21 protein-coding genes are annotated in these 18,995 nt (G+C 37.6%); 11 read left to right on the top strand and 10 right to left on the bottom strand.

The window, feature by feature from the left end; all coding sequences use genetic code 11:
* Positions 1–64: 64 nt before the first annotated feature.
* The 3 genes from uppS to E7Z78_RS06805 form a co-directional block, all read right to left on the bottom strand.
* Positions 65–829 carry a polyprenyl diphosphate synthase gene (uppS, locus tag E7Z78_RS06815; RefSeq protein ID WP_303724416.1) on the bottom strand — a complete coding sequence of 255 codons (765 nt, stop codon included), beginning with the start codon at positions 827–829 and terminating at the stop codon, positions 65–67.
* A gap of 25 nt (positions 830–854) precedes the next feature.
* Positions 855–1,568, bottom strand: a complete 714-nt coding sequence (gene mtxX / locus E7Z78_RS06810) for a methanogenesis marker protein Mmp4/MtxX (protein WP_303724415.1) — start codon at positions 1,566–1,568, stop codon at positions 855–857.
* Between the two features lie 78 nt (positions 1,569–1,646).
* Positions 1,647–3,026 (bottom strand): 2,3-diphosphoglycerate synthetase, encoded by a 1,380-nt coding sequence (locus E7Z78_RS06805; protein WP_303724414.1) that lies wholly within the window; start codon positions 3,024–3,026, stop codon positions 1,647–1,649.
* A gap of 307 nt (positions 3,027–3,333) precedes the next feature.
* Here E7Z78_RS06805 and E7Z78_RS06800 point away from each other — a divergent pair, with 307 nt between their 5' ends.
* On the top strand, positions 3,334–3,621 hold the full coding sequence (locus E7Z78_RS06800) for a UPF0058 family protein (RefSeq protein WP_303724413.1): 288 nt from the start codon (positions 3,334–3,336) through the stop codon (positions 3,619–3,621).
* Positions 3,622–3,770: 149 nt separating this feature from the next.
* Here E7Z78_RS06800 and E7Z78_RS06795 read toward each other — a convergent pair whose 3' ends face one another.
* On the bottom strand, positions 3,771–4,031 hold the full coding sequence (locus E7Z78_RS06795) for a MarR family transcriptional regulator (protein ID WP_303724412.1): 261 nt from the start codon (positions 4,029–4,031) through the stop codon (positions 3,771–3,773).
* A 204-nt stretch (positions 4,032–4,235) separates the two neighbouring features.
* On the opposite strand from E7Z78_RS06795, the gene E7Z78_RS06790 reads away from it, so the two are divergent.
* A complete protein-coding gene (locus tag E7Z78_RS06790) occupies positions 4,236–4,481 on the top strand; it encodes a hypothetical protein (RefSeq protein WP_303724411.1) in 246 nt (81 codons plus the stop codon).
* Here the strand turns inward: E7Z78_RS06790 and E7Z78_RS06785 are convergent.
* Together E7Z78_RS06785 and comD are read right to left on the bottom strand one after the other, a co-directional pair.
* Positions 4,478–4,984 carry a thiamine pyrophosphate-dependent enzyme gene (locus E7Z78_RS06785; protein WP_303724410.1) on the bottom strand — a complete coding sequence of 169 codons (507 nt, stop codon included), beginning with the start codon at positions 4,982–4,984 and terminating at the stop codon, positions 4,478–4,480. The genes E7Z78_RS06790 and E7Z78_RS06785 overlap by 4 nt on opposite strands.
* Positions 4,985–4,988: 4 nt before the next feature.
* The gene (gene comD / locus E7Z78_RS06780; protein ID WP_303724409.1) at positions 4,989–5,480 is read right to left on the bottom strand and encodes a sulfopyruvate decarboxylase subunit alpha; all 492 of its coding nucleotides are present in this window, start codon (positions 5,478–5,480) and stop codon (positions 4,989–4,991) included.
* Positions 5,481–5,678: 198 nt separating this feature from the next.
* Between comD and cofH the strand changes: the two genes are divergently transcribed.
* Together cofH and E7Z78_RS06770 are read left to right on the top strand one after the other, a co-directional pair.
* Complete coding sequence (gene cofH / locus E7Z78_RS06775) at positions 5,679–6,821, top strand: 5-amino-6-(D-ribitylamino)uracil--L-tyrosine 4-hydroxyphenyl transferase CofH (protein ID WP_303724408.1); 1,143 nt, start codon at positions 5,679–5,681, stop codon at positions 6,819–6,821.
* Positions 6,822–6,841: 20 nt separating this feature from the next.
* Positions 6,842–7,414: a thymidylate kinase gene (locus tag E7Z78_RS06770; RefSeq protein WP_303724407.1), complete on the top strand. Its 573-nt coding sequence runs from the start codon at positions 6,842–6,844 to the stop codon at positions 7,412–7,414.
* Here the strand turns inward: E7Z78_RS06770 and E7Z78_RS06765 are convergent, their stop codons facing one another.
* Together E7Z78_RS06765 and priS are read right to left on the bottom strand one after the other, a co-directional pair.
* Positions 7,415–7,672: a hypothetical protein gene (locus tag E7Z78_RS06765; protein ID WP_303724406.1), complete on the bottom strand. Its 258-nt coding sequence runs from the start codon at positions 7,670–7,672 to the stop codon at positions 7,415–7,417.
* A gap of 1 nt (position 7,673) precedes the next feature.
* A complete protein-coding gene (priS, locus tag E7Z78_RS06760) occupies positions 7,674–8,651 on the bottom strand; it encodes a DNA primase catalytic subunit PriS (protein WP_303724405.1) in 978 nt (325 codons plus the stop codon).
* A gap of 96 nt (positions 8,652–8,747) precedes the next feature.
* Here priS and E7Z78_RS06755 point away from each other — a divergent pair, with 96 nt between their 5' ends.
* Positions 8,748–9,263, top strand: coding sequence for a hypothetical protein (locus E7Z78_RS06755; RefSeq protein ID WP_303724404.1), 516 nt, complete (start codon positions 8,748–8,750; stop codon positions 9,261–9,263).
* Here E7Z78_RS06755 and priL read toward each other — a convergent pair.
* Positions 9,253–10,584, bottom strand: coding sequence for a DNA primase large subunit PriL (gene priL, locus E7Z78_RS06750; RefSeq protein WP_303724403.1), 1,332 nt, complete (start codon positions 10,582–10,584; stop codon positions 9,253–9,255). The two genes, E7Z78_RS06755 and priL, sit on opposite strands and share 11 nt — an antisense overlap.
* 183 nt (positions 10,585–10,767) lie before the next feature.
* On the opposite strand from priL, the gene metG reads away from it, so the two are divergent.
* The 5 genes from metG to E7Z78_RS06725 are packed head-to-tail and all read left to right on the top strand — an operon-like array spanning position 10,768 to position 16,539.
* Complete coding sequence (gene metG / locus E7Z78_RS06745) at positions 10,768–12,756, top strand: methionine--tRNA ligase (protein WP_303724402.1); 1,989 nt, start codon at positions 10,768–10,770, stop codon at positions 12,754–12,756.
* An 11-nt stretch (positions 12,757–12,767) separates the two neighbouring features.
* A complete protein-coding gene (locus E7Z78_RS06740) occupies positions 12,768–14,345 on the top strand; it encodes a DUF530 domain-containing protein (RefSeq protein ID WP_303724401.1) in 1,578 nt (525 codons plus the stop codon).
* A gap of 5 nt (positions 14,346–14,350) precedes the next feature.
* Complete coding sequence (locus E7Z78_RS06735) at positions 14,351–14,815, top strand: hypothetical protein (protein ID WP_303724400.1); 465 nt, start codon at positions 14,351–14,353, stop codon at positions 14,813–14,815.
* 36 nt (positions 14,816–14,851) lie between these two features.
* Positions 14,852–15,865, top strand: a complete 1,014-nt coding sequence (locus E7Z78_RS06730) for a glycosyltransferase 4 family protein (RefSeq protein WP_303724399.1) — start codon at positions 14,852–14,854, stop codon at positions 15,863–15,865.
* 8 nt (positions 15,866–15,873) lie between these two features.
* Positions 15,874–16,539 carry a 2,5-diamino-6-(ribosylamino)-4(3H)-pyrimidinone 5'-phosphate reductase gene (locus E7Z78_RS06725; protein WP_303724398.1) on the top strand — a complete coding sequence of 222 codons (666 nt, stop codon included), beginning with the start codon at positions 15,874–15,876 and terminating at the stop codon, positions 16,537–16,539.
* Positions 16,540–16,595: 56 nt separating this feature from the next.
* Here the strand turns inward: E7Z78_RS06725 and E7Z78_RS06720 are convergent, their stop codons facing one another.
* The gene (locus tag E7Z78_RS06720) at positions 16,596–17,261 is read right to left on the bottom strand and encodes a histidinol phosphate phosphatase domain-containing protein (RefSeq protein WP_303724397.1); all 666 of its coding nucleotides are present in this window, start codon (positions 17,259–17,261) and stop codon (positions 16,596–16,598) included.
* 90 nt (positions 17,262–17,351) lie between these two features.
* Here E7Z78_RS06720 and E7Z78_RS06715 point away from each other — a divergent pair, with 90 nt between their 5' ends.
* Positions 17,352–18,575: an FprA family A-type flavoprotein gene (locus E7Z78_RS06715; RefSeq protein ID WP_303724396.1), complete on the top strand. Its 1,224-nt coding sequence runs from the start codon at positions 17,352–17,354 to the stop codon at positions 18,573–18,575.
* Positions 18,576–18,995: the final 420 nt, after the last annotated feature.

Genomic DNA, 18,995 nt, shown 5'->3' with positions numbered 1-18,995 from the left:
ATGACTTCCTCACGGTCACTGTCAAAATCCTCAAAATCAATATGGCAATGTGTATCAATCATGTTTATACACCAAAACGTCTTTCCCTTTCCTGATATGATCTTATTGCCCTTATGAAATCAACTTTTCTCAGTTCAGGCCATAATGTTTCACAGAAGTACAGTTCGGAATATGAAGATTGCCATAGTAAAAATCCACTTAAGCGTTCCTCTCCGCTTGTTCTTATGATGAGGTTAGGATCTTCAAGTCCTCCGGTGTAAAGGTTTTTGCTTACAAGCTCTTCATCAACATCATCAATGGTGATTTCACCGGCTTGGACCTGTTCAATTATCTTTTTGAATGAATCGATGATTTCCAAACGCCCATCGTATCCAATAGCTATGTTAAATAATCTTTTATCATAATGGGCTGTGGCATCTTCAGCTTCCTTAATCGCTTCACGCACACTTTCAGGAATCAATTCGGTTTTACCTACAACTTTAACTTTCACTTCGTTTCTGTGTATTTTTTCGTGGTCTACTAGTCTTTTGAAGTTTTTAACGAATAGATTCATTAAACCTTCGACTTCATGTTCTGGTCTGTTGAAATTTTCAGTGGAAAAAGCATATACGGTAATGATTTCAATTCCTAGTTCAATACTCCAGTCCAATACCTTTTCCAAGGTGTCGACTCCAATCTCATGGCCTTTGATGACATCCATGTTTCCCTGGAGTTTGGAGTATCTCCTATTACCATCCATAATTATAGCTACATGCTTTGGCATCTTTTCCGGTTTTAAGTCACGGGTGATGTACCATTCATATAGTCTATAAAGTATATTCTCTGCCATTTAAATCCCTTGAATTGAATTTTTTTTAGTCTTTAGCTAAATCATTTGCTAATGTTAAGCTGCGAACATATCCTTCAATGCTTTGGTCTCGGCTGGTATCGATATAAGTCCTGTCTATTCCAAATGTTACCGCACCGTAGCTTGGCCATGAGCTGAGCAATACAAGTGTTCTGAAAATTATGTTTCCAACTCTTCCGTTAGGTGCAATGATAACATTGTTCTTATCATTTATCGCTTTTTCAATTAGTATAAAGTAGTTTTTAACGTCTTCGGAGGTTTCTTCAATCATTTTTGTTAATTTTTTAGCGTCTTTGATTGAATTGGATACTTCACTTCCTCTTCCGAAATCATCTTCCCTTCCTTCTGCAAGAATTGCAATCTTAGGTTCTTTACCGACTTTCTTAAGGAATTCTGCACAGTTCATTGCTATGTCAAACTTTTCCTCAACAGTGTTTCCCTCATCGATTCCGACAGGACTCAATAGGAATTCATATTCGTCTCCATGAACATAGGTTGCTCTGGACAGGTTAGGGTAGTGTTGTTTGAGTTCTTTCATGATATTGGAAGCTGGAAGAGATCCACGGATAACTCCATCTATCTTATCATCCAAAACTGCTTTCACTAAGTCTTCATCCTTATAGATTAATTTAAGTTCTGTTTTTGGGTGTTTTTCTTTAAAAATATGACAAGCCTGTATAATATTTTCGTTTTCACCAACACCAATAGCTATTGTTTTCATTATAATATAATATAATTTTATTATAAATTAAAGTTTTCTAATAATGGTGAGGATAATGGTATTTTTCAAAAAAAGAATTTAAGATGATTTGTTAAAATCATCTATTGCGGAATCAACCAATTTGATTACTGATTCACTTAAGTCCGGATAGGAATCGCTTATAGGTACTGGAATGTTGTCACAGTAAACAACATCAAGTCCGTGAGCTATTGCATCCTTGGTTGCAACATCAACTGCTGCTGCTTTAAGTTCTGTGAGCATGACATCAGCTTCGTCCATATATTTTGCCATGTCTTCTCTAAGAAGTGGTCTGTTTGACAGGTGCGCGGTTGTTCCAACGACTTTGCAGTTGTAATTTGTCTCGAGATATTCCACGAGCTTGTCCTTGACGGCTTCAGGTGCGGTTGTTGCAAAAAGCACATTCTTGCCTTCAATATTGTCCAATGGCTTTGGCCTGAAAACTGTGGATATGACTGTTGCGTCAGGGTTGATTTCATTTACAAACTCTTCAATTTCATTGATTTTTTCCTGTGAACACATTGGCTCTTCACACATTGTCAGAATAACAAGGTCACCAAGTCCAACCCTATATGGTCCGAAATAGGTGGTCAGGTTTTCAATAGGCTGGTTTGCTCCGATCAATGCTATTTTCTTGTTTGTCTTGATTGGAGGTATTGCGGCACCGCTTCCTTCAAAGATTGCGAATTTTGATTCGACCTTATTTGCAAGGTGTGCTCCTTTTTTCATGTTTGTCAAGAAAACTTCACCTGCCATTCCTCCGCCGCAGCGTCTGCATCCTATGGTTAGGATTCTGCTCATAAGTGCATCTTCCCAATGGTCACTTGCGGCATGAACTCCTTTTTCTGATTGTGCAAGCAGGAATTCTGCATTTATTTCCAGTTCCTCTCCATGAACGATTTCCGGTTCTTCAGGACCTCCCCTTCCCATCGCAATGACGCATGGTTCATAACCGTTCTTGTCTATCAGTCTTGCAACAAAACCTGAAACTGCTGTTTTGCCTATGCGCTTACCTGTTCCAAGTATTGTTATTGATGGCTTTTCCATGATGTCATATTGGGATGTTGGCTCGAACTTGAAGTCAGGTCCCTCATATGAGATTCCTTCGTTTAGAACCTTGCATGCTATCTTGAATCTTTTAGGATAGTCCAGTATCGGCTCGTCGCTCAAGTCAAATACTGTGTCAATGTCATACTTTCTAATCATTTCTACAATGATGTCATATGGTATGTCCTTATCTTTTGCGAATTGGACGGGAATTCCAAGCTTTTCAGAATATGACTCTTCCGAATCGTCCCTGAGCTTCTCGGTTCCTCCTATAAAAACAGCGCCTGCAACATCAATATGTTCAAGGTTGTTTAATGTATCTATTGCTTCCTGTGTGACTGGCAGGTAGTGTTCACCGTCAACTAAACAGAGCATTTTGGTTAAGGCTTTCATAATATTTAATATGGTTTTAATAGCTTATAAGTTAGAGTATTGAAATTGCAATTTTGTAAAATTGACATAATAACAATGTAATTTTTGAAAATCACGTTCTAAACTTGGCAAATTTCCTAATATTGTCGAATCAACAGAATTTGATGTAAAAAATAAATGTACTTTTATTATTTAATCTATTTAAATTGATTATTAATACAATATTTGAATGCAATATTTAAATATAAGTAATTATTAATAATACAATATACGTTTAAGGAGTTAATTTTTAACTAACTGAAATTAGTTATTTATGGGTTAGATATCTATGTATAAAGACGAAATGATACAATTACATCAATTTTTAGTATATGTTTTAAAATATTTAGCTGAAGATGACCAAATTACCAATGACTGCAGTGAATATATCTCCCTGAAAATTAGTCCACATCATATTCACAAGACAAAGGCTGAACATAAGCATGCTATTTTTGTCTTATGTAAGATTATAGCTCAAGTCATAGCTGACAAGGAGAATACCTCCATTCCTGAGAATGTGCGCAATTCCCTTGCAGATTTAGTTAGAAGATCTGAAGAAGAGATGGGTTCAACTTAATTCTCTTTTACTTTTTTTATACACTCTTTTTTTTAGAAATATTAAACATCATCACGTTAACCTATTCGATTGCACGTAAATTCAATTATTTTAGCTTGACGATTAACTAGTCGGATTTATAATTAAAAAAAACTATTAAAAATAGGATGTTAAATTTTTTTCAGGATTTCCAATCCTAATGGGGTGCATTTGTATAATCTGCCCTTTCGAACATTTTCATTAACACACACCACTAAACCTTTCTTTTTCAAGTCAGCCAATGCTGATGAAACCTGACTTGTTCTTATATCCAGGTCTTTGGCGATTTGTGAAGGTATCTTTAATTCTTCATTGATACATTTCAACGTGTTTGCCCGATGAGGTGAGATTTTAACAAATCCAAGTATCTCATAGAATTCTTTTTCATTCATATTGTTACTTGTTAACTTTTTCTATTAATTTTTATATACTTCTTATATTTGTTTATATCACTATATGTTTGTTTAATAATAACTTAATAATATTTATAAATGTTAAACATATATTATATTATGTCTAAAGTCTTAAATGAGGATAATAGTTGAAAAGCAATATGTTATTCACTACAAACTCTCAAGGTCTAACGGGTGATGATGTTGAGTTATAATGAGCTGATTTCAGATATCATATATGTTGATGGTAGATTGTCAAAGGCAAAAGCAATTGGTGTGGCCATTTCAGTATTATTTATCGTTAATGCCATGATATTCATATTGCCGTCAATGCTTAGGGCCTCTTTTTTCATTTTCCTGGGAGGATGCATTGTCGTTTTCATTATTGCATTGTTTTATTATTGCGTGTGTAGAGGTATTGGATTTGTAGTGAGAAGATTCATAAGCTAGATTGATTTCATGAACCTTTCTTTTATAGTTATCGGATCCAAATCAATTAAAGGCGCAGATGAATCGCCCGCTTCTGTCCTGTAAACTATGAAGCTTGCATCAGTACTGTCCATAACTTCTTTTAAATCAATTTCTTCAAAATTATAGCTATTTTTAAATCCTACGCTTTTTGCAATGTCAACCAAATCTAGAATTTCTAAGCCAGAGCTATTGTCTATAACAATCCATGTCATGTTTGCTGGGTTGTTTTCAAACACTGTCACAAGTGAACCCATGTTCCTGAGAAGTGATTTGGCATCGTCAATGATGACTACTTTTTCATAGGGTTTGGTCAGTGCAAGGCCCAATCCGATTGAGGATGCAAGACCGTTTGATCCGAGCATATAAAAGTTTTTGGACCTGTCATTGATTTCATAAAGTTCTCTTGACGCAAAACCGATGTTGCAGATTACAAGTTCCTCATCAATGCTTTTCATTATCTCGTCAATTGCTTCGTATCTCATGTTATCACCAGTACTTATTGTCCAAAAGGATGCTTACGGGTTTTCCTTCCTCTTCGGATAATTCCCATCCGAGTCTAACGTCATTATATCCTGCTTCAGCGTTTCCAGGTCTGAAGAACTTGAAGTCCATTGCCTCAAGAATTCTTGGTGTTGACTCACCCATAGGCACATGGCTGACATCCTTTTCTCCTTCGCTTCCTCTGTGGCTCATTATAATGAGCAATGGGAATTCATACAGTTCCATGAGGGATTTCAACGCATTGATTGAGTTTCCAAGACCTGAATTCTCCATAAGGATTGTGGGTCTCTTACCTCCAAGGTACGCGCCGGCACAAATTCCGATTCCTTCCTCTTCACGTGTAGCCTGAACATGAATTATCTCATCGTCCTCATCAATCATGTCAATCAATTTTGACAGGTCAATGCATGAAGAACTGACAATGAAGTCGATTTCCGCATCTTTAAGTCCATCATAAATAGCTTCACTACTATCCATACTATCACACATACAAATTAATTAATATTTTAAATATATATAAAATACTATAAAAAAGTATTTAAATTATTTTCATTCAATCTTTTTTTAATTGTATTGAATATATTCAACTGTTTTTGAAATAATTAATGTACATTTTGATACATTAAGTTATATTAATAGAAACCTTTTTATTTAATTTTAAACTAATATAAAATCATGTTTGATAAACTACCAATTTCTTCTAAAACAGAAAGGATTTTAACCAAATCCCTTGATGAGCAAATCACTGTTGAAGAAGCAAATCATTTAATGAATATTAAAGGACCAGACCTATACCCTTTACTAGCAACAGCAGACTATTTACGACAGCAAATCGTCGGAGACGACGTGACATTCATTAACAACTGTAACATCAACTTCACAAATATCTGTACTGTCAGATGCGGATTCTGTGCATTCGGAAAGGATGCTGATGATCCTGAAGCATACATATTGAATGACGAGCAGATATTGGCCAAGGCCCAAGGTGCGGTAGAAAAGGGAGCTCATGAGTTCTGTGTAATGGGAGGAGTTCTTCCAGATGCGGACATTGAATACTATGAGCATCTGATGCATCTTTTAAAGGACGAATATCCGAATGTGATGATTCACGGATTTTCACCTACAATGATTAGGGATGCATGTGTTGTATCAGGCATTGATTTGGCTGAAGGCTGTGAAAGATTGCGTGATGCCGGACTGGATACATTGCCGGGCACTGCAGCTGAAATATTGACTGACAGGTCAAGGGAAATAATATGTCCGGAAAAGGTAAGTGTAGCCGAATGGATTGAAGCTGTAAGAACCGCTCATGAAGTGGGAATTCCGGGCTCTGCAACAATCATGTACGGACACGTGGAGACTTTAGAAGAAAGGGTAGAACATATTGACATTATAAGAAACTTGCAGGAGGAGACTCATGGATTTACTGAATTCATTCCAATGACATTCATGCATGAGTACTCACCGATATTCTTGGAAGGCCAGACCAATCTTGGAGCCAGCGGAACAGAAGACTTAAAATTATATGCGGTTTCAAGACTTATGCTTAGGGACTTGATTCCTAACATACAAGTGTCCTGGGTTAAGATGGGATTCAGATTCGCACAGGTTGCATTAACAGCCGGTACCAATGACCTTGGTGGAACATTAGGTGGAGATGAATTGTCCGCTGCTTCAGGTGCTCCTGATGGAGTTGAGGCATCAATAGAAACCCTTGACAGCATGGTCAGGAACCTTGGAAGAAATCCAATCGAAAGGAATTCCAAATACACAGAATTCTATCCGATTGCACAAGGAATTGAATTGCCTTCTTTATAATTAAATTTTATAGTGGTTTTATGAAGAAATTTATTGTCATAGACGGTTTGGATGGTTCAGGAAAAGACACACAGGTAAACCTTCTCGCTGAAATGTATAAAAAGCAGGGAAGAGAGGTTGTTGTGAGATCACATCCATGCAGTGACAATAAGTTTGGTAGAAAATCTAAAGCAGCCCTTTTAAAGCAGGGCAAGATTAACCACATCCTTGCAACAATAAATTTCGGACTTGATGCCATAAGGTCAGTCCATATGTATTATTACAACAGGGATGTGGATGTTCTAATTTTTTCAAGATACATCTTGGCGGTAATGTACCTTCCAAATATAGTTAATACAATAGTTTACAAGATTGTGGCGTTTGTTCTTCCCACATCCGACTGCATGTTCTTTTTAGACATAACACCTGAGGAATCATTAAGAAGAATAGGTTCAAGGGATGAGGAAACAGAAATGTTCGAAAATATCGATTCCCTACGTGAGAACAGGCAAAGGTCACGGAAATTCACTTACAATTGGAATGTGATTCCGGCTGATGGCACACCGGAAGAGATTTCACAAAAAATAAAGGCAAAATGCATTGAAACAGACTGATTATAACACTTCTTTTATTCCTTCTGATGTGATAATCATCAATGAGTTAAGGTTTTCTAGCACGAGTGAGACAATAGGATGGGTCTGTATGTCCTTGTGCATGAATATGATTTCATTTTCAACAATATCAATCCAGTTTACATGATAGACCACTACACCGTTAACGATTAATCCTAGAAACTCCGGTACGAATCTGTTTTCATTTATCTCTTCAAAGTATTGGCTTTTTCTAAATATTTCTCTTAAAACTTTATCCATTTTATACACCTTTTCTTTCATAAACAAATTTAGGAACCGCTTTATCAAAAGGATCAAAGGTTTCACGGTCTTTTACTTCCATGCATTTCATGCTCACTTTTGAATGCAGTGATGATGGCAATCTTAAAATCCTTTTAAGGTCTATTGATACTTTTGCATCGATTGTTGCAAGATTAACCCTTGCCATTGCATTTACAAGGTTCTTGTAACGTCTAGGGCCGATGTCCTTTTTGAACAGTCCCCAGTTGTCATTGTCCAGGTGATGTCTTGCAGCCATTATATCCTTCATCAGCTTAGGGTTGATTCCGTCAAGCTTCTCATTTCCAACCAGGTGTTGAATGTTGAATTTAACACGGTTTGTGAAAATCTTCTGGTATCCCACAGGGATTGAGAAATGCTCAAAGTTGAAGCTTTGGTTTGAAACCTCAGAGTTTATGAACTGTGATTTTGGAACTTCAGCTCCTGCGGCATATTTCAGGACTTCTGATCTGAGTTCGCTTCCGGCAGTCATCATTTCATCATCAAGGATTCTGATGTGATATCCTCTTCCTGAATAGATGAGGTGGATGTTTTTCAATCCTAAATCGCCTTCTAAAGTATCAATTAGGTTGTTCACTATTTCTAAAGCTTCGCCAAGACAGGTTTCACACACTCCATTGCATTGACATGACCTGATTGGAATGTCCTTTGCATCCACATCAAAGATGTATTCGGCTTTCAGCCAGTCTTCCCTTCTTCTTGGGTTATTGTAGAAAGCTACTGAAATGTATGCTGCAAAAGGAGCCTTGTACCTTAGGAATTTACGCAAGGACTCGGTTCCTCTGAACACCTTATACCTGTCGTTAGGGCCACGTCCGTTATGGTCAAAACCGAACTCTCTTTTCTTGATGTCATTGGCAATGAAGTCAGGCAGGTCTTTCGGGTCCCATTCCTCACGGTAGTATTGTCTTCGCTCTTTAATTGTAGCCTTAGAAAACATGATAATAAATTACTTTTTTAAAGTATATATTATTTCGCCAAGTGTGCTTCCGTGCCTTTGCACACTTTTATTAATGACTTAAATTAAAATAAGTTTATGGAAGAAATAGTTGAAGTCATTGGCGTTGAACATTTAAAGACCATCCTTTCAGGCTTGACTCCTGAGGAAATCGTAAGACCTGCATTCGACAACTGGTTTACCGGAATGAGAACCGGCCATACGGTACTGAATCTTGAAAACGGCAAGGTTTACGGTTTGGGCATTGAGCTGAATCAATTGCCATTGGCTGACGACATCTATATAGAATTATACACCATCAAATCACATGAAAACCCTATTGATGAAGAGGAATTCTTCTCAAAAGAAGAGTATGAGGAGTTTCTCGAGTTCAGCAGCGACGACCCATGTGAGTACATCCCGGATATCATCACCGAATTCTGCGAGCTTAAGGGAATTGATGAGTATGAGCGCCAAATCGGGCTATTGGCATATAATTTTCAAAAAAATGAGCAATCCAACTATAACATGTGGGAATCCAAGATATTAAACAAGTATTATGATGCGATTTTAGAAAACCACAATCCCTTCCAGTTTTCCCATTCTAGTCTTTAGGCTGTTGCTGGTCCAGCTGGAACTTTTTGCGGCCGTAACATGACAATGGATTGTTTATTCCTTTACATGACTTGTCCGGATGGCAAAGGTTAGGCAAGTGTATCTTTATTTTTTCACAGCTCATAGGAGTGTACCATTTGGTTTCGCCCTCATGGTTTATGTCAACCCTGTCGTGCATTCCAAAGCCCAGCTTTGATATGATGTTTATTTTCTCCTGTGGCTGGTCGTCAAACAATGGCGGTGTACAGTTGTCCGCAGCATCAAATATCAACGGCAATATCTCATTTTCGGTAATTGTAAGGTCAGGATCCATATCGGATACTTTCACTGTCTCATCGGATGCAAAGATTCTCGGATAAAGTCTTGCATATGATGCAAAAGAGGTCAAAAGCAGCACGATTGCATCGTTACGTCCACCGGATGAGACTCCCTCAACGGTTGATTTGATGCATGGTGGGAATGCTTCAGGATTTAATTTTCCGGCTTGAACTGAACCGTAAATTCCACCGCTTCCAGCATAGTATTGGTTGTACTTGCTGATTTCCTCGGGGATGAAATCCTTTAAATCCTCACCTATCTTTATTATTGCAGGATGCATTTCAATCCTTGCAGACATTTCCTTGATACGGTTAATGTATTCCTCTGTTTTCTGCATTATCAAACGTGAAAGGATTTGTTCCTTGACACTGTCACCGATAATGATGTTGTACATCCTTTCAGGGCTTCTGTCAGTGAATTCATCACCGAAACGGTATAGGAAGTCATCCTGCTGAAGTATGATGTCTCCCTCATCAATCAGAAGATCAGTCAATTTCAATTTTTTGCTGGCAACAACATCCCTTAATGATTTCCAAGGTATTGCACCGTCAATTTTTACCTCATCAAGCACGTCATCAATTATTTCCGCCCTTGACATTGGCGGAATCTTTGCCAGTCTTTCCAAAATAAGAGCTCCCTGTGATTCTATAAACAGTCTTGTTTCACGTGAGCCTGTGTTGAACTGCATTGCGATTGCCTGACAGAGTATGTGAAAAGTCACCACATCCTGTTGGATGATGTCTTCATTTGTCAGGTATTCGAATTCAGCCTGGACGAAGTTCTTGTTGTTCTTTTTCTCAATTGCCCATTGCATGCGTTTCATTGCAAGGTCAGCATATGATTTCGGAATCAGCGAATCATCTGAAATCTTTTGATTCATGGTGTGGGTGCATATTTCTATTAGGGACTCATCCACATCGAATATCTGATTTAAATCACCGTATCCTCGTATGATGCTTCTTCCTTCGTCGGATAATGGGTTGATAAATGAAACTTCAGCCATGATTTTAACTTTTTATTTCATATTTTAAATAACTAACTCATTTTTGAAGTCACTATTGACCTTAAATAATATTTTTTTGAAATTCTCGAAATTTTGCGATTTTAGAAGGTTAAAAAATAAGCATTTATTATATATGAGGAACATATTTATATCATGTTTAAAATAATTGAGGGGATTATGTAAATGTCAAAAATATTTATTTCATGTGCACTTCCTTATGCAAATGGACCATGTCATTTAGGTCATATCCGTTCCACCTACTTGCCGGCGGACATCTATGCCAGGTATAACAGGATGATTGGAAATGACGTGCTGATGGTCTGTGCAACAGACGAGCATGGAACTCCAATTGCAGTTAAGGCAGACAAGGAAAACAAGAAACCTATAGAAATTTCAAAAAGATATCATGATATGATTGTCCGTGACGTAGAGTCAATGAACATTTCACTGGACAATTTCACAAGAACAACCGATGAGGCTCACTATGAGATAGCCAAAAACTTCTTTAAGACATTATATGATAATGATTTAATCTACAGAGAGGACATTCAGCAACTTTACTGTCCAAACTGTAACAAGTTCCTCCCAGACAGGTATGTTGAGGGATTATGTCCAGTATGCGGTGCTGAGGCAAGAGGTGACCACTGTGAAAAATGTGGTAAGGCCCTTGATCCTACAGAGCTTGACGAGCCACACTGCATTACATGTGGAACCACACCTGTAATCAAGGACACATTCCAGTACGCATTCAAGCTGTCTGAATTTGAGGATGAATTGAAGGAGTACATCTCTTCAAACGATAACTTGCCGGCAAATGTTAAGAATTATGCATCCAACTGGCTGAAAGAAGGATTGAATGACTGGATTTTAACCCGTGATATGGATTGGGGTATTCCTGTACCGTTGGATGAGGCTGAAGGTAAAGTATTGTACGTTTGGATTGAAGCATTCCTAGGTTACATCTCATCAGCGTCACAATGGTCAAAGCAATCTGGCAAGAAATGGGAGGAATACTGGAATGATTATGTTGTTCATTTCATAGGAAAGGACATTATCTACCACCATTCAATATTCTGGCCAGGATTACTCAAGGCATACGGCTGCAAATTGCCTGACATGATTTATGCAGGTGAATTCCTATCCCTTGAAGGGGAAAAGATGTCAACCAGTAAAAACTGGGTAATCTGGATTGATGACTTTGTAAAAGACTATGAGCCAGACCTTTTAAGATATTATTTGACAATTAATGCTCCGCTAAATAAGGATTCCGACTTCTCATGGGATGATTTCCAAAGAAGAAACAACGATGAACTTGCAGATGTTGTGGGTAACTTCCTGCACCGTACATTCGTGTTCACCAAGAAATACTTTGACAGCAAAATCCCTGAATACACAAACCCATCAGAAGAAGATGAGGAATTCAGAAAAGCTATTGAGGCATTGCCTGACAAGGCAGGTGAATTGATTGCCGATTACGAATTTAGAGAAGCATTGCTTGAAATATTTAAGGTTGCTAAAAAAGGAAACAAATATTTCAACGACCAAGAGCCATGGAAAGCTGTTAAAGAGGACATGGCAAAAGCGGCAAATTGCCTTTACCTGTCAAACCAATTGGCTAAAACATTGGCTTACATGCTAAAACCGTTCCTTCCATCCAAGGCTGATAAGATTGCTGAGATAATGAACATCGAATCCCTTGACAACTGGAACGATGCCAAAGTTGAATTGCCAACAGGCCATGAAATCAACAAGGCCAAACCATTATTCAAAAAGATTGATGATGAAGAGATTGATGCCCAAAAGGCAAAATTGAAAGAAAACTTAACAACTGAAGAAGAGGATAATATGAGTGATTTAATAACAATAGATCAATTTGATGAAGTAGTAATTAAAATTGGACAAGTAAAAGAAGCTGAAAAAATCGAAAAATCCGATAAACTATTAAAATTACAAGTGGACATCGGTGAGGAAAAACCAAGACAAATCGTTGCAGGATTAGCAAAATTCTACTCACCTGAAGAATTAATCGACAGAAAAGTCTGTGTCGTTGCAAACTTGCAACCAGCAAAATTATTCGGAACATTATCAGAAGGCATGATTTTAGCTACCGGAGAATCCGGTGCATTGCTTGCTCCTGATGAAGCTGGAAAAGTCGGCGAAAGAATTCAATAAATTAGATTAAAATGCAAGAATCTGCTCTAGTGAACAAGGCTGAAAGCTATTTAAAAGAAATATCAAACGATTCAATTAGTTTGGAAAATATTGAAGAGTTTGATAATTTCAAAAGTCTTTACTTTAAGCTAGATGACAGATTAAACGCTTTGCTGAAGTTCAGAGATGATATGGATGCGCAAGGATACACCACTCCCTTCACATCCCTAAACAAGTATGGAACAAAGGCGGTTGCTGAGGTAACCATTGATGAGATGGGTGAAAGCAGTCGCCACAACCAGATATTCCGGACTTCTGCTAATGCCAAGAAAAACATTCTCAACAGGGTAAAGTCAGCCATCGATTCACATCTGATTGCCCTCGGAAACCTGGAGCAATTCGGATATGTCAAGTGCAACTCATGCTATAAGAAATATTCCATGAGCGAATACAGGCAGATGGACGGCAAATGCACCTGTGGATGCCAGGGATTCACATTCAAAGTCAACAGGGAATCCACACAAAGAATTGAAATAATTCCTTACCTGCCTTTGTCAGGAAATTACATGGTTTTAAGAAGCGAATTGTCATCATATGGTAGGGAATCTCTTAAACAAGTACTTAACATTCTTAAACAGGAACGTAAAGGACTAGTTAAAACAATTTCAATGACAATACGTTTCAGGGATAAGAATAAGCGTCTGATTCGCAAACCCATCACACTGGACTCAGAATATGTGAACAATTACGATGAAGAGGTCAGGCGCAGATATGGTCGTGAAGTGAGAATTGAAAAATTGACTTTCCACAGAACCAAGCCTGCAATCATTGACGACAATCATGCAAGAACAGCATTGGCTCTTGGGTATGTCAGATACGGTCAGGAAATAATCGATTCCATAAAGGACGAAATCCTTAAAAGGAAACTGGCAGATTTTAAAAGAATCAACAAGTACGATGAGATAATCGACAAGTACAAGAATGCATCCCCTGATTTCATCGACCAGTATGACCTTGATGATATTGAGGATTGGCGAAAGGTACAAATCGAGAAAAGCTTTAAAAAATTGGGATTCATTGATAAGTTCGGAAACCTGACAAGGTCATTGAAGCGTGACTTGAAGATTAGGGAAAACATCTACAAGAATTCCTTAAAGAATATTGCAACCGTTTTGATATTGTGGGACATCTTCAAGTATTATATGACAACCTCAAACAATTCACGTAAGATTGACATGGGACCATTCCCATATATACGTGTCGAGCTGGACAGGGAACAGAGGAAAGTGTTCCAGACTTCATACTCAAAGGTTATAGAAATCCTCAACGACTACACTGACATCAAGATAATCCAAATACCTGAAATGGATCTGCTTTTATATGATAATTTCAAGTTTGAAAAGGAAATCAGAAACTCCAATATCAAGTTCAACCATGTTGCATTGGGTGCAGCGCTGATCAATCAGAATTCAGATAAAGAATTGAGTGAAATAAGCTATGCATTCAACATTAACGAGTCCAAGATTAAAACAGAGATTAAAAACATTGAAAAAATCAAGAATCCGAAAAGCGACAAATCCAAGCAGTTCCTGAAACTGATTAAGAAGTGATTTGCATGGATAATAAAGTGAGAACGATTCACATTACAAAGCCATTGTCCTCTGTGATGATTATGGATTTGATGGATAAATATTCTAATCTTGAGGAGATAACCTGTTCTCCAAGTGTTTACAATAGGATTTCAAAAACATATATCGATGCATTGTCACAACTTGACATTGAGGTTAAAAAGAAATATGAGTGGGGAGCAAAGTCCAGAAGCAATGAGCTTGAAGGATATGTCCTGAAACTATCAAATGAGGGATTATCCGCTAAGGAAATTTCATTAAAACTTGATATTTCACTTAACAGGGTTTATTATTTGTTAAGAAAGGCTAAAGCTGATTTTGACAATCGCCAAAGAAAACATGACCATGATGAGGTTAAACGTCTTAGGGAAGATGGCCTAAAGCCCAAAGAAATATCTGAAAAATTAGATATTCCCATAAGGACTGTTTATTATATTTTAAACAAAAAATAATTACTTTTTTTAATAATGAATTTTAAATAATTAAGTATGATAATTTTACCGCAACTTCCGTTATATGTGATTGCTATTGTCTGCGGCATACTTTCTTTTCTGGCCACCAGAATAGTGATGCCTAAGATAATTAGAAAGATGAAAGAAGCCGACATTGTCGGTAAGGATATTCACAAGTCCTGGAAACCCGTTGTTGCTGAAATGGGTGGGTTCGGAATACTCTTCGGATTCACGTTGGGAATGTTTTCCGGAATCTATATGCATGAAATCCTAGCGTTTCCACTGGTTATAGTTCTTGTTGTAATATTGCTTGTTGGAATGATCGGTATTCTCGATGACTTGCTTGCATTGTCATCCAGAGACAAGTTCCTGTTGCTCTTTATAGCAGGTCTCCCATTGATTTGGGCTGCACCATCAAATGTTGGATTGCTTTATCTCATTACAATTCCAATTGCACTGTCAATCGGATCAAACCTGACAAACATGCTTGCCGGATTGAACGGTATCGAATCCGGTCTTGGTGTCATCTCAATGACCTCCCTGACAATAGCATGTATAATATTGGGCAAATACGACGTAACAATCATTTCAATGAGTATGCTCGGTGCATTGATAGCATTTCTCTATTATAACAGGTATCCTGCAAAGATTTTCCCAGGTGACACAGGTACATTGATTATCGGAGCTGCGGTAGTGTGCATTGCATTTATCGGAAGGGTGAAGTTAATTGCATTAATCGTATTGATGCCAAACATCATTGACGCTGCATTGAAATTCTACTCTGCAGGAGTAATGAACCGTCAACAGCAAAAGCCTACACAAGTAAACGATGAAGGAAAGCTTGTAAGACCGGAACAAGGCTTCAAGTCATTAATCAGACTGGTTTTAAGAAGACCTATTGCAGAAAAGGATGCGGTAAAAATAATCTGGGGAATAGGTATCATATTCGGTGTATTAGGTATTCTTGTGGCATTGACCATGCCTGGAATGCTTGAAAACCAGACACTAGCAAACTTCCTGCACATCAAGGAAATGTTCTATCATATATAGGTGAGATAATGAGGCCATATGTAATATTGAACGCTGCAATGACATTGGACGGTAAGATTGCAACACAAACCGGAAGCTCAAACATTTCAGGCAAGGAAGACCTTGAAAGGGTTCATGAGCTGAGAAAGGAATGTGATGCAATAATGGTTGGAATAGGCACAGTAATGGCAGATGATCCAAGGCTCACTATACACAAGATTGATGCTAACCCTGAGGACAATCCCGTTCGAGTGGTTGTTGACAGCAAATGCAGAACACCAATCGATGCAAGAATCACAAACAATGATGCAAAGACAATCATTGCATGTGCAAATGAGTACAAGCATGATTTCATGGAATCAGACAAGTATGAAACCTTCAAGAAAAGAGGAGTCAAATTTTTCTTTTCAGGTGATGATCGAGTTGACCTAAGTCTATTGATGAGTTACCTGCATGAGGAAGGAATAGAAAAACTGATGCTTGAGGGAGGAGCCACATTGAACTTCTCCATGATAAAAGCAGGTCTAATTGATGAAATAAGGATTTGCGTTGCTCCGATGGTTGTCGGTGGAGCTAATGCAAAGACTTTCTTTGACGGTGAAGGTTTTGACTTGATGGATGATGCGGTTAAACTGGAATTGGTTGATTCTTATTCTCTTGGAAAAGACTTAATTTTGACATATAAGGTTATTTAATACGATGTTAATTTAAACATCATATTAAATTACATATTTTTACATACACACTTTTTTTACATTACTCCTTTTTTCTTAAGTAATTCACGAGGATTGTCCACGATGGCTTTCATGGCTTCTTCATGTGTTAATCCTGCACCTAAAGCTATTTCATATGACTTTTCAAAAGTGATAATGTTGTCAGGTGAGTGAGTATCAGTATTGACAAGTAATTTGTTTCCCACTTCACGGGCAACGTTTGCAACATGTCCGTTTCCAAGACAGTGTCCCTTACGTGCAGATATCTCCAAATAAATGTCATTTTCCTTTGCAAGTTCTGCCTCTTCAATGGTAATCAATCCCGGATGGCCCAAAATGTCAATGTTTTCGGATTCAACTGCTGCACGGTTTGTTCCAGGAGTAACAGGTTCATTCAATGTTTCACCATGGACCACAACGATTTTTGCACCTAACTCCTTGGCTCTTGCAGCTATTCCGTCAATGGATTCGGTTGGAGCATGAGTGACTTCAGCACCTAAAACAACGGTAATGTCCCAGTTAGCGTTAATATCATCAATTGCATCTTGAATGGCAGGGATTGTGTCAACGTTTGACCAGTCCACATGGTCTGTGATTGCAATTGCTTCATGATTCAATTTCAAGGCTCTTCTTGCAAGTTCTGATGGCAACAATTCACCATCACTGAATAGGCTGTGCATATGTAAATCGATTCTTTTGTTCAAAATATGACCTCTTATTAATTAATTAAAATAATTTATATAGAATATAGAATATATAGTTATATAACTTAAATATTTTATGAGGTTATTGAAATGAAAGCAAAAGCAGTAAAAATTGCAGACGGTGTCTATTGGGTTGGTGTAATCCACTGGCACAGCAGAACTTTCCATGGATATGGAATTCCAGGAACCACATACAACGCATACCTTGTATTTGGTGAAGAAAAAACTGTATTAATCGATAACGTTTACAGAGGAATGTTTGAACAGTTCGATGCAAGAGTGAAAGACGCATTCGAACAAGAAGGAAAAGAATTCAAGATTGATGTATTCGTTCAAAACCACTCCGAAATGGACCATTCCACTTTCTTAAGACAAACTATTGAAGAATACAATCCTGAAGCCGAAATTTATGCTTCTGCAAACTGTATCAAATTCCTTGAAGCACAATACCACAACTTCTCAGACCTTGAAATCAATGCTGTTGCAACCGGCGACGAACTGGACATTGGCGGAAGAACTTTAAAATTTATATCAGCTCCAATGCTTCACTGGCCGGACAGCATGTTCACATTATTGGCTGAAGAAGGAATATTATTCTCAAATGATGCATTCGGTCAGCACGTGGCCCGCTCAAAAAGATTTGATGAGGACTATGATACAGAATACCTTTTAAGGGAAGCTCAAAAATATTACGCTAATTTAGTGACATTAGGCTCACCGATGCTCAGGATGAAACTGGATGAATTAACCAACACTGGTTTAATCAATGATATCAAGATGATTGCACCATGTCACGGTCAAATCTGGAAAAACCCTGCTCCAATTGTAGAAAAATACTCAGAATGGGGATCCGGTGTGTGCAAGGACAAAATCACAGTTATCTATGACACAATGCACCATTCAACCGAAAAGCTCGCTTACCAAATCGCTGAAGGTATCATGAGCGAAGGCGTTGAGGTTGCAATGTACTTCATGCAGGAAGACGGACCTGATGATGTGATTACTGACATTCTGGACTCAAAAGCAATCGCATTGGGAGCTCCTACAATGATGAACAAGCCATTCCCAAGAATAGGTAACATGATGTACTGGTTGGACTGTGTCAACTTCAAGGGAACAGGCAGTGAGAAAAACGCATTAATCTTTTCATCCAAAGGTTGGGGTGGAGGAGCCATTAAAAAACTCCAAGATGATTTAGAAGCTTCCGGATTCACTGTAACCGACACTTTAGATGTATTGTTCGTACCTGATGAGGATGTAATGGCTGAAGCATTTGAGAAAGGTGCAGAACTCGCAAGATCAATTAAAGAATAGATTTCCTATTCTTCTTTTTTTTTACTTTTTTTCATATTCAAGTTTTGAAAACTTTTTTTGTTTGATTGATACAATTGACTTATCAGTGCATGAAACTGCAAATCCTGTGGTAATGGGTTTGATTGCAGTAATGGGAATATTTTTACCATTAAGAAGACGTAATTAATTACGTTTTCTATTTTTATTTTTTTAAAAAAAGTGTGTGGAGAGAATTTCTGAGTCATCCGCCAATGGACAAAATTCTTTTAAGCATCCACATATGTTATATTAATTATTTATCATATTTAAAGATATTACTATTTAGGATTTCCAAAATTCTAATTTTAAAGGCTTTTTTAGGTTAACTTAAATTCAATAATTGTTGCGAGTAGCAACATTTATATACTAAAAAGATTTAAACAATAAACAAGGAGTTAATAT

It is taken from the genome of Methanobrevibacter thaueri (assembly GCF_015062915.1).
Classification (GTDB): Archaea; Methanobacteriota; Methanobacteria; order Methanobacteriales; family Methanobacteriaceae; genus Methanocatella; species Methanocatella thaueri_B.
Note: the sequence above shows the minus strand (reverse complement) of the source record. Positions and strands in the feature narration are given on the sequence as shown.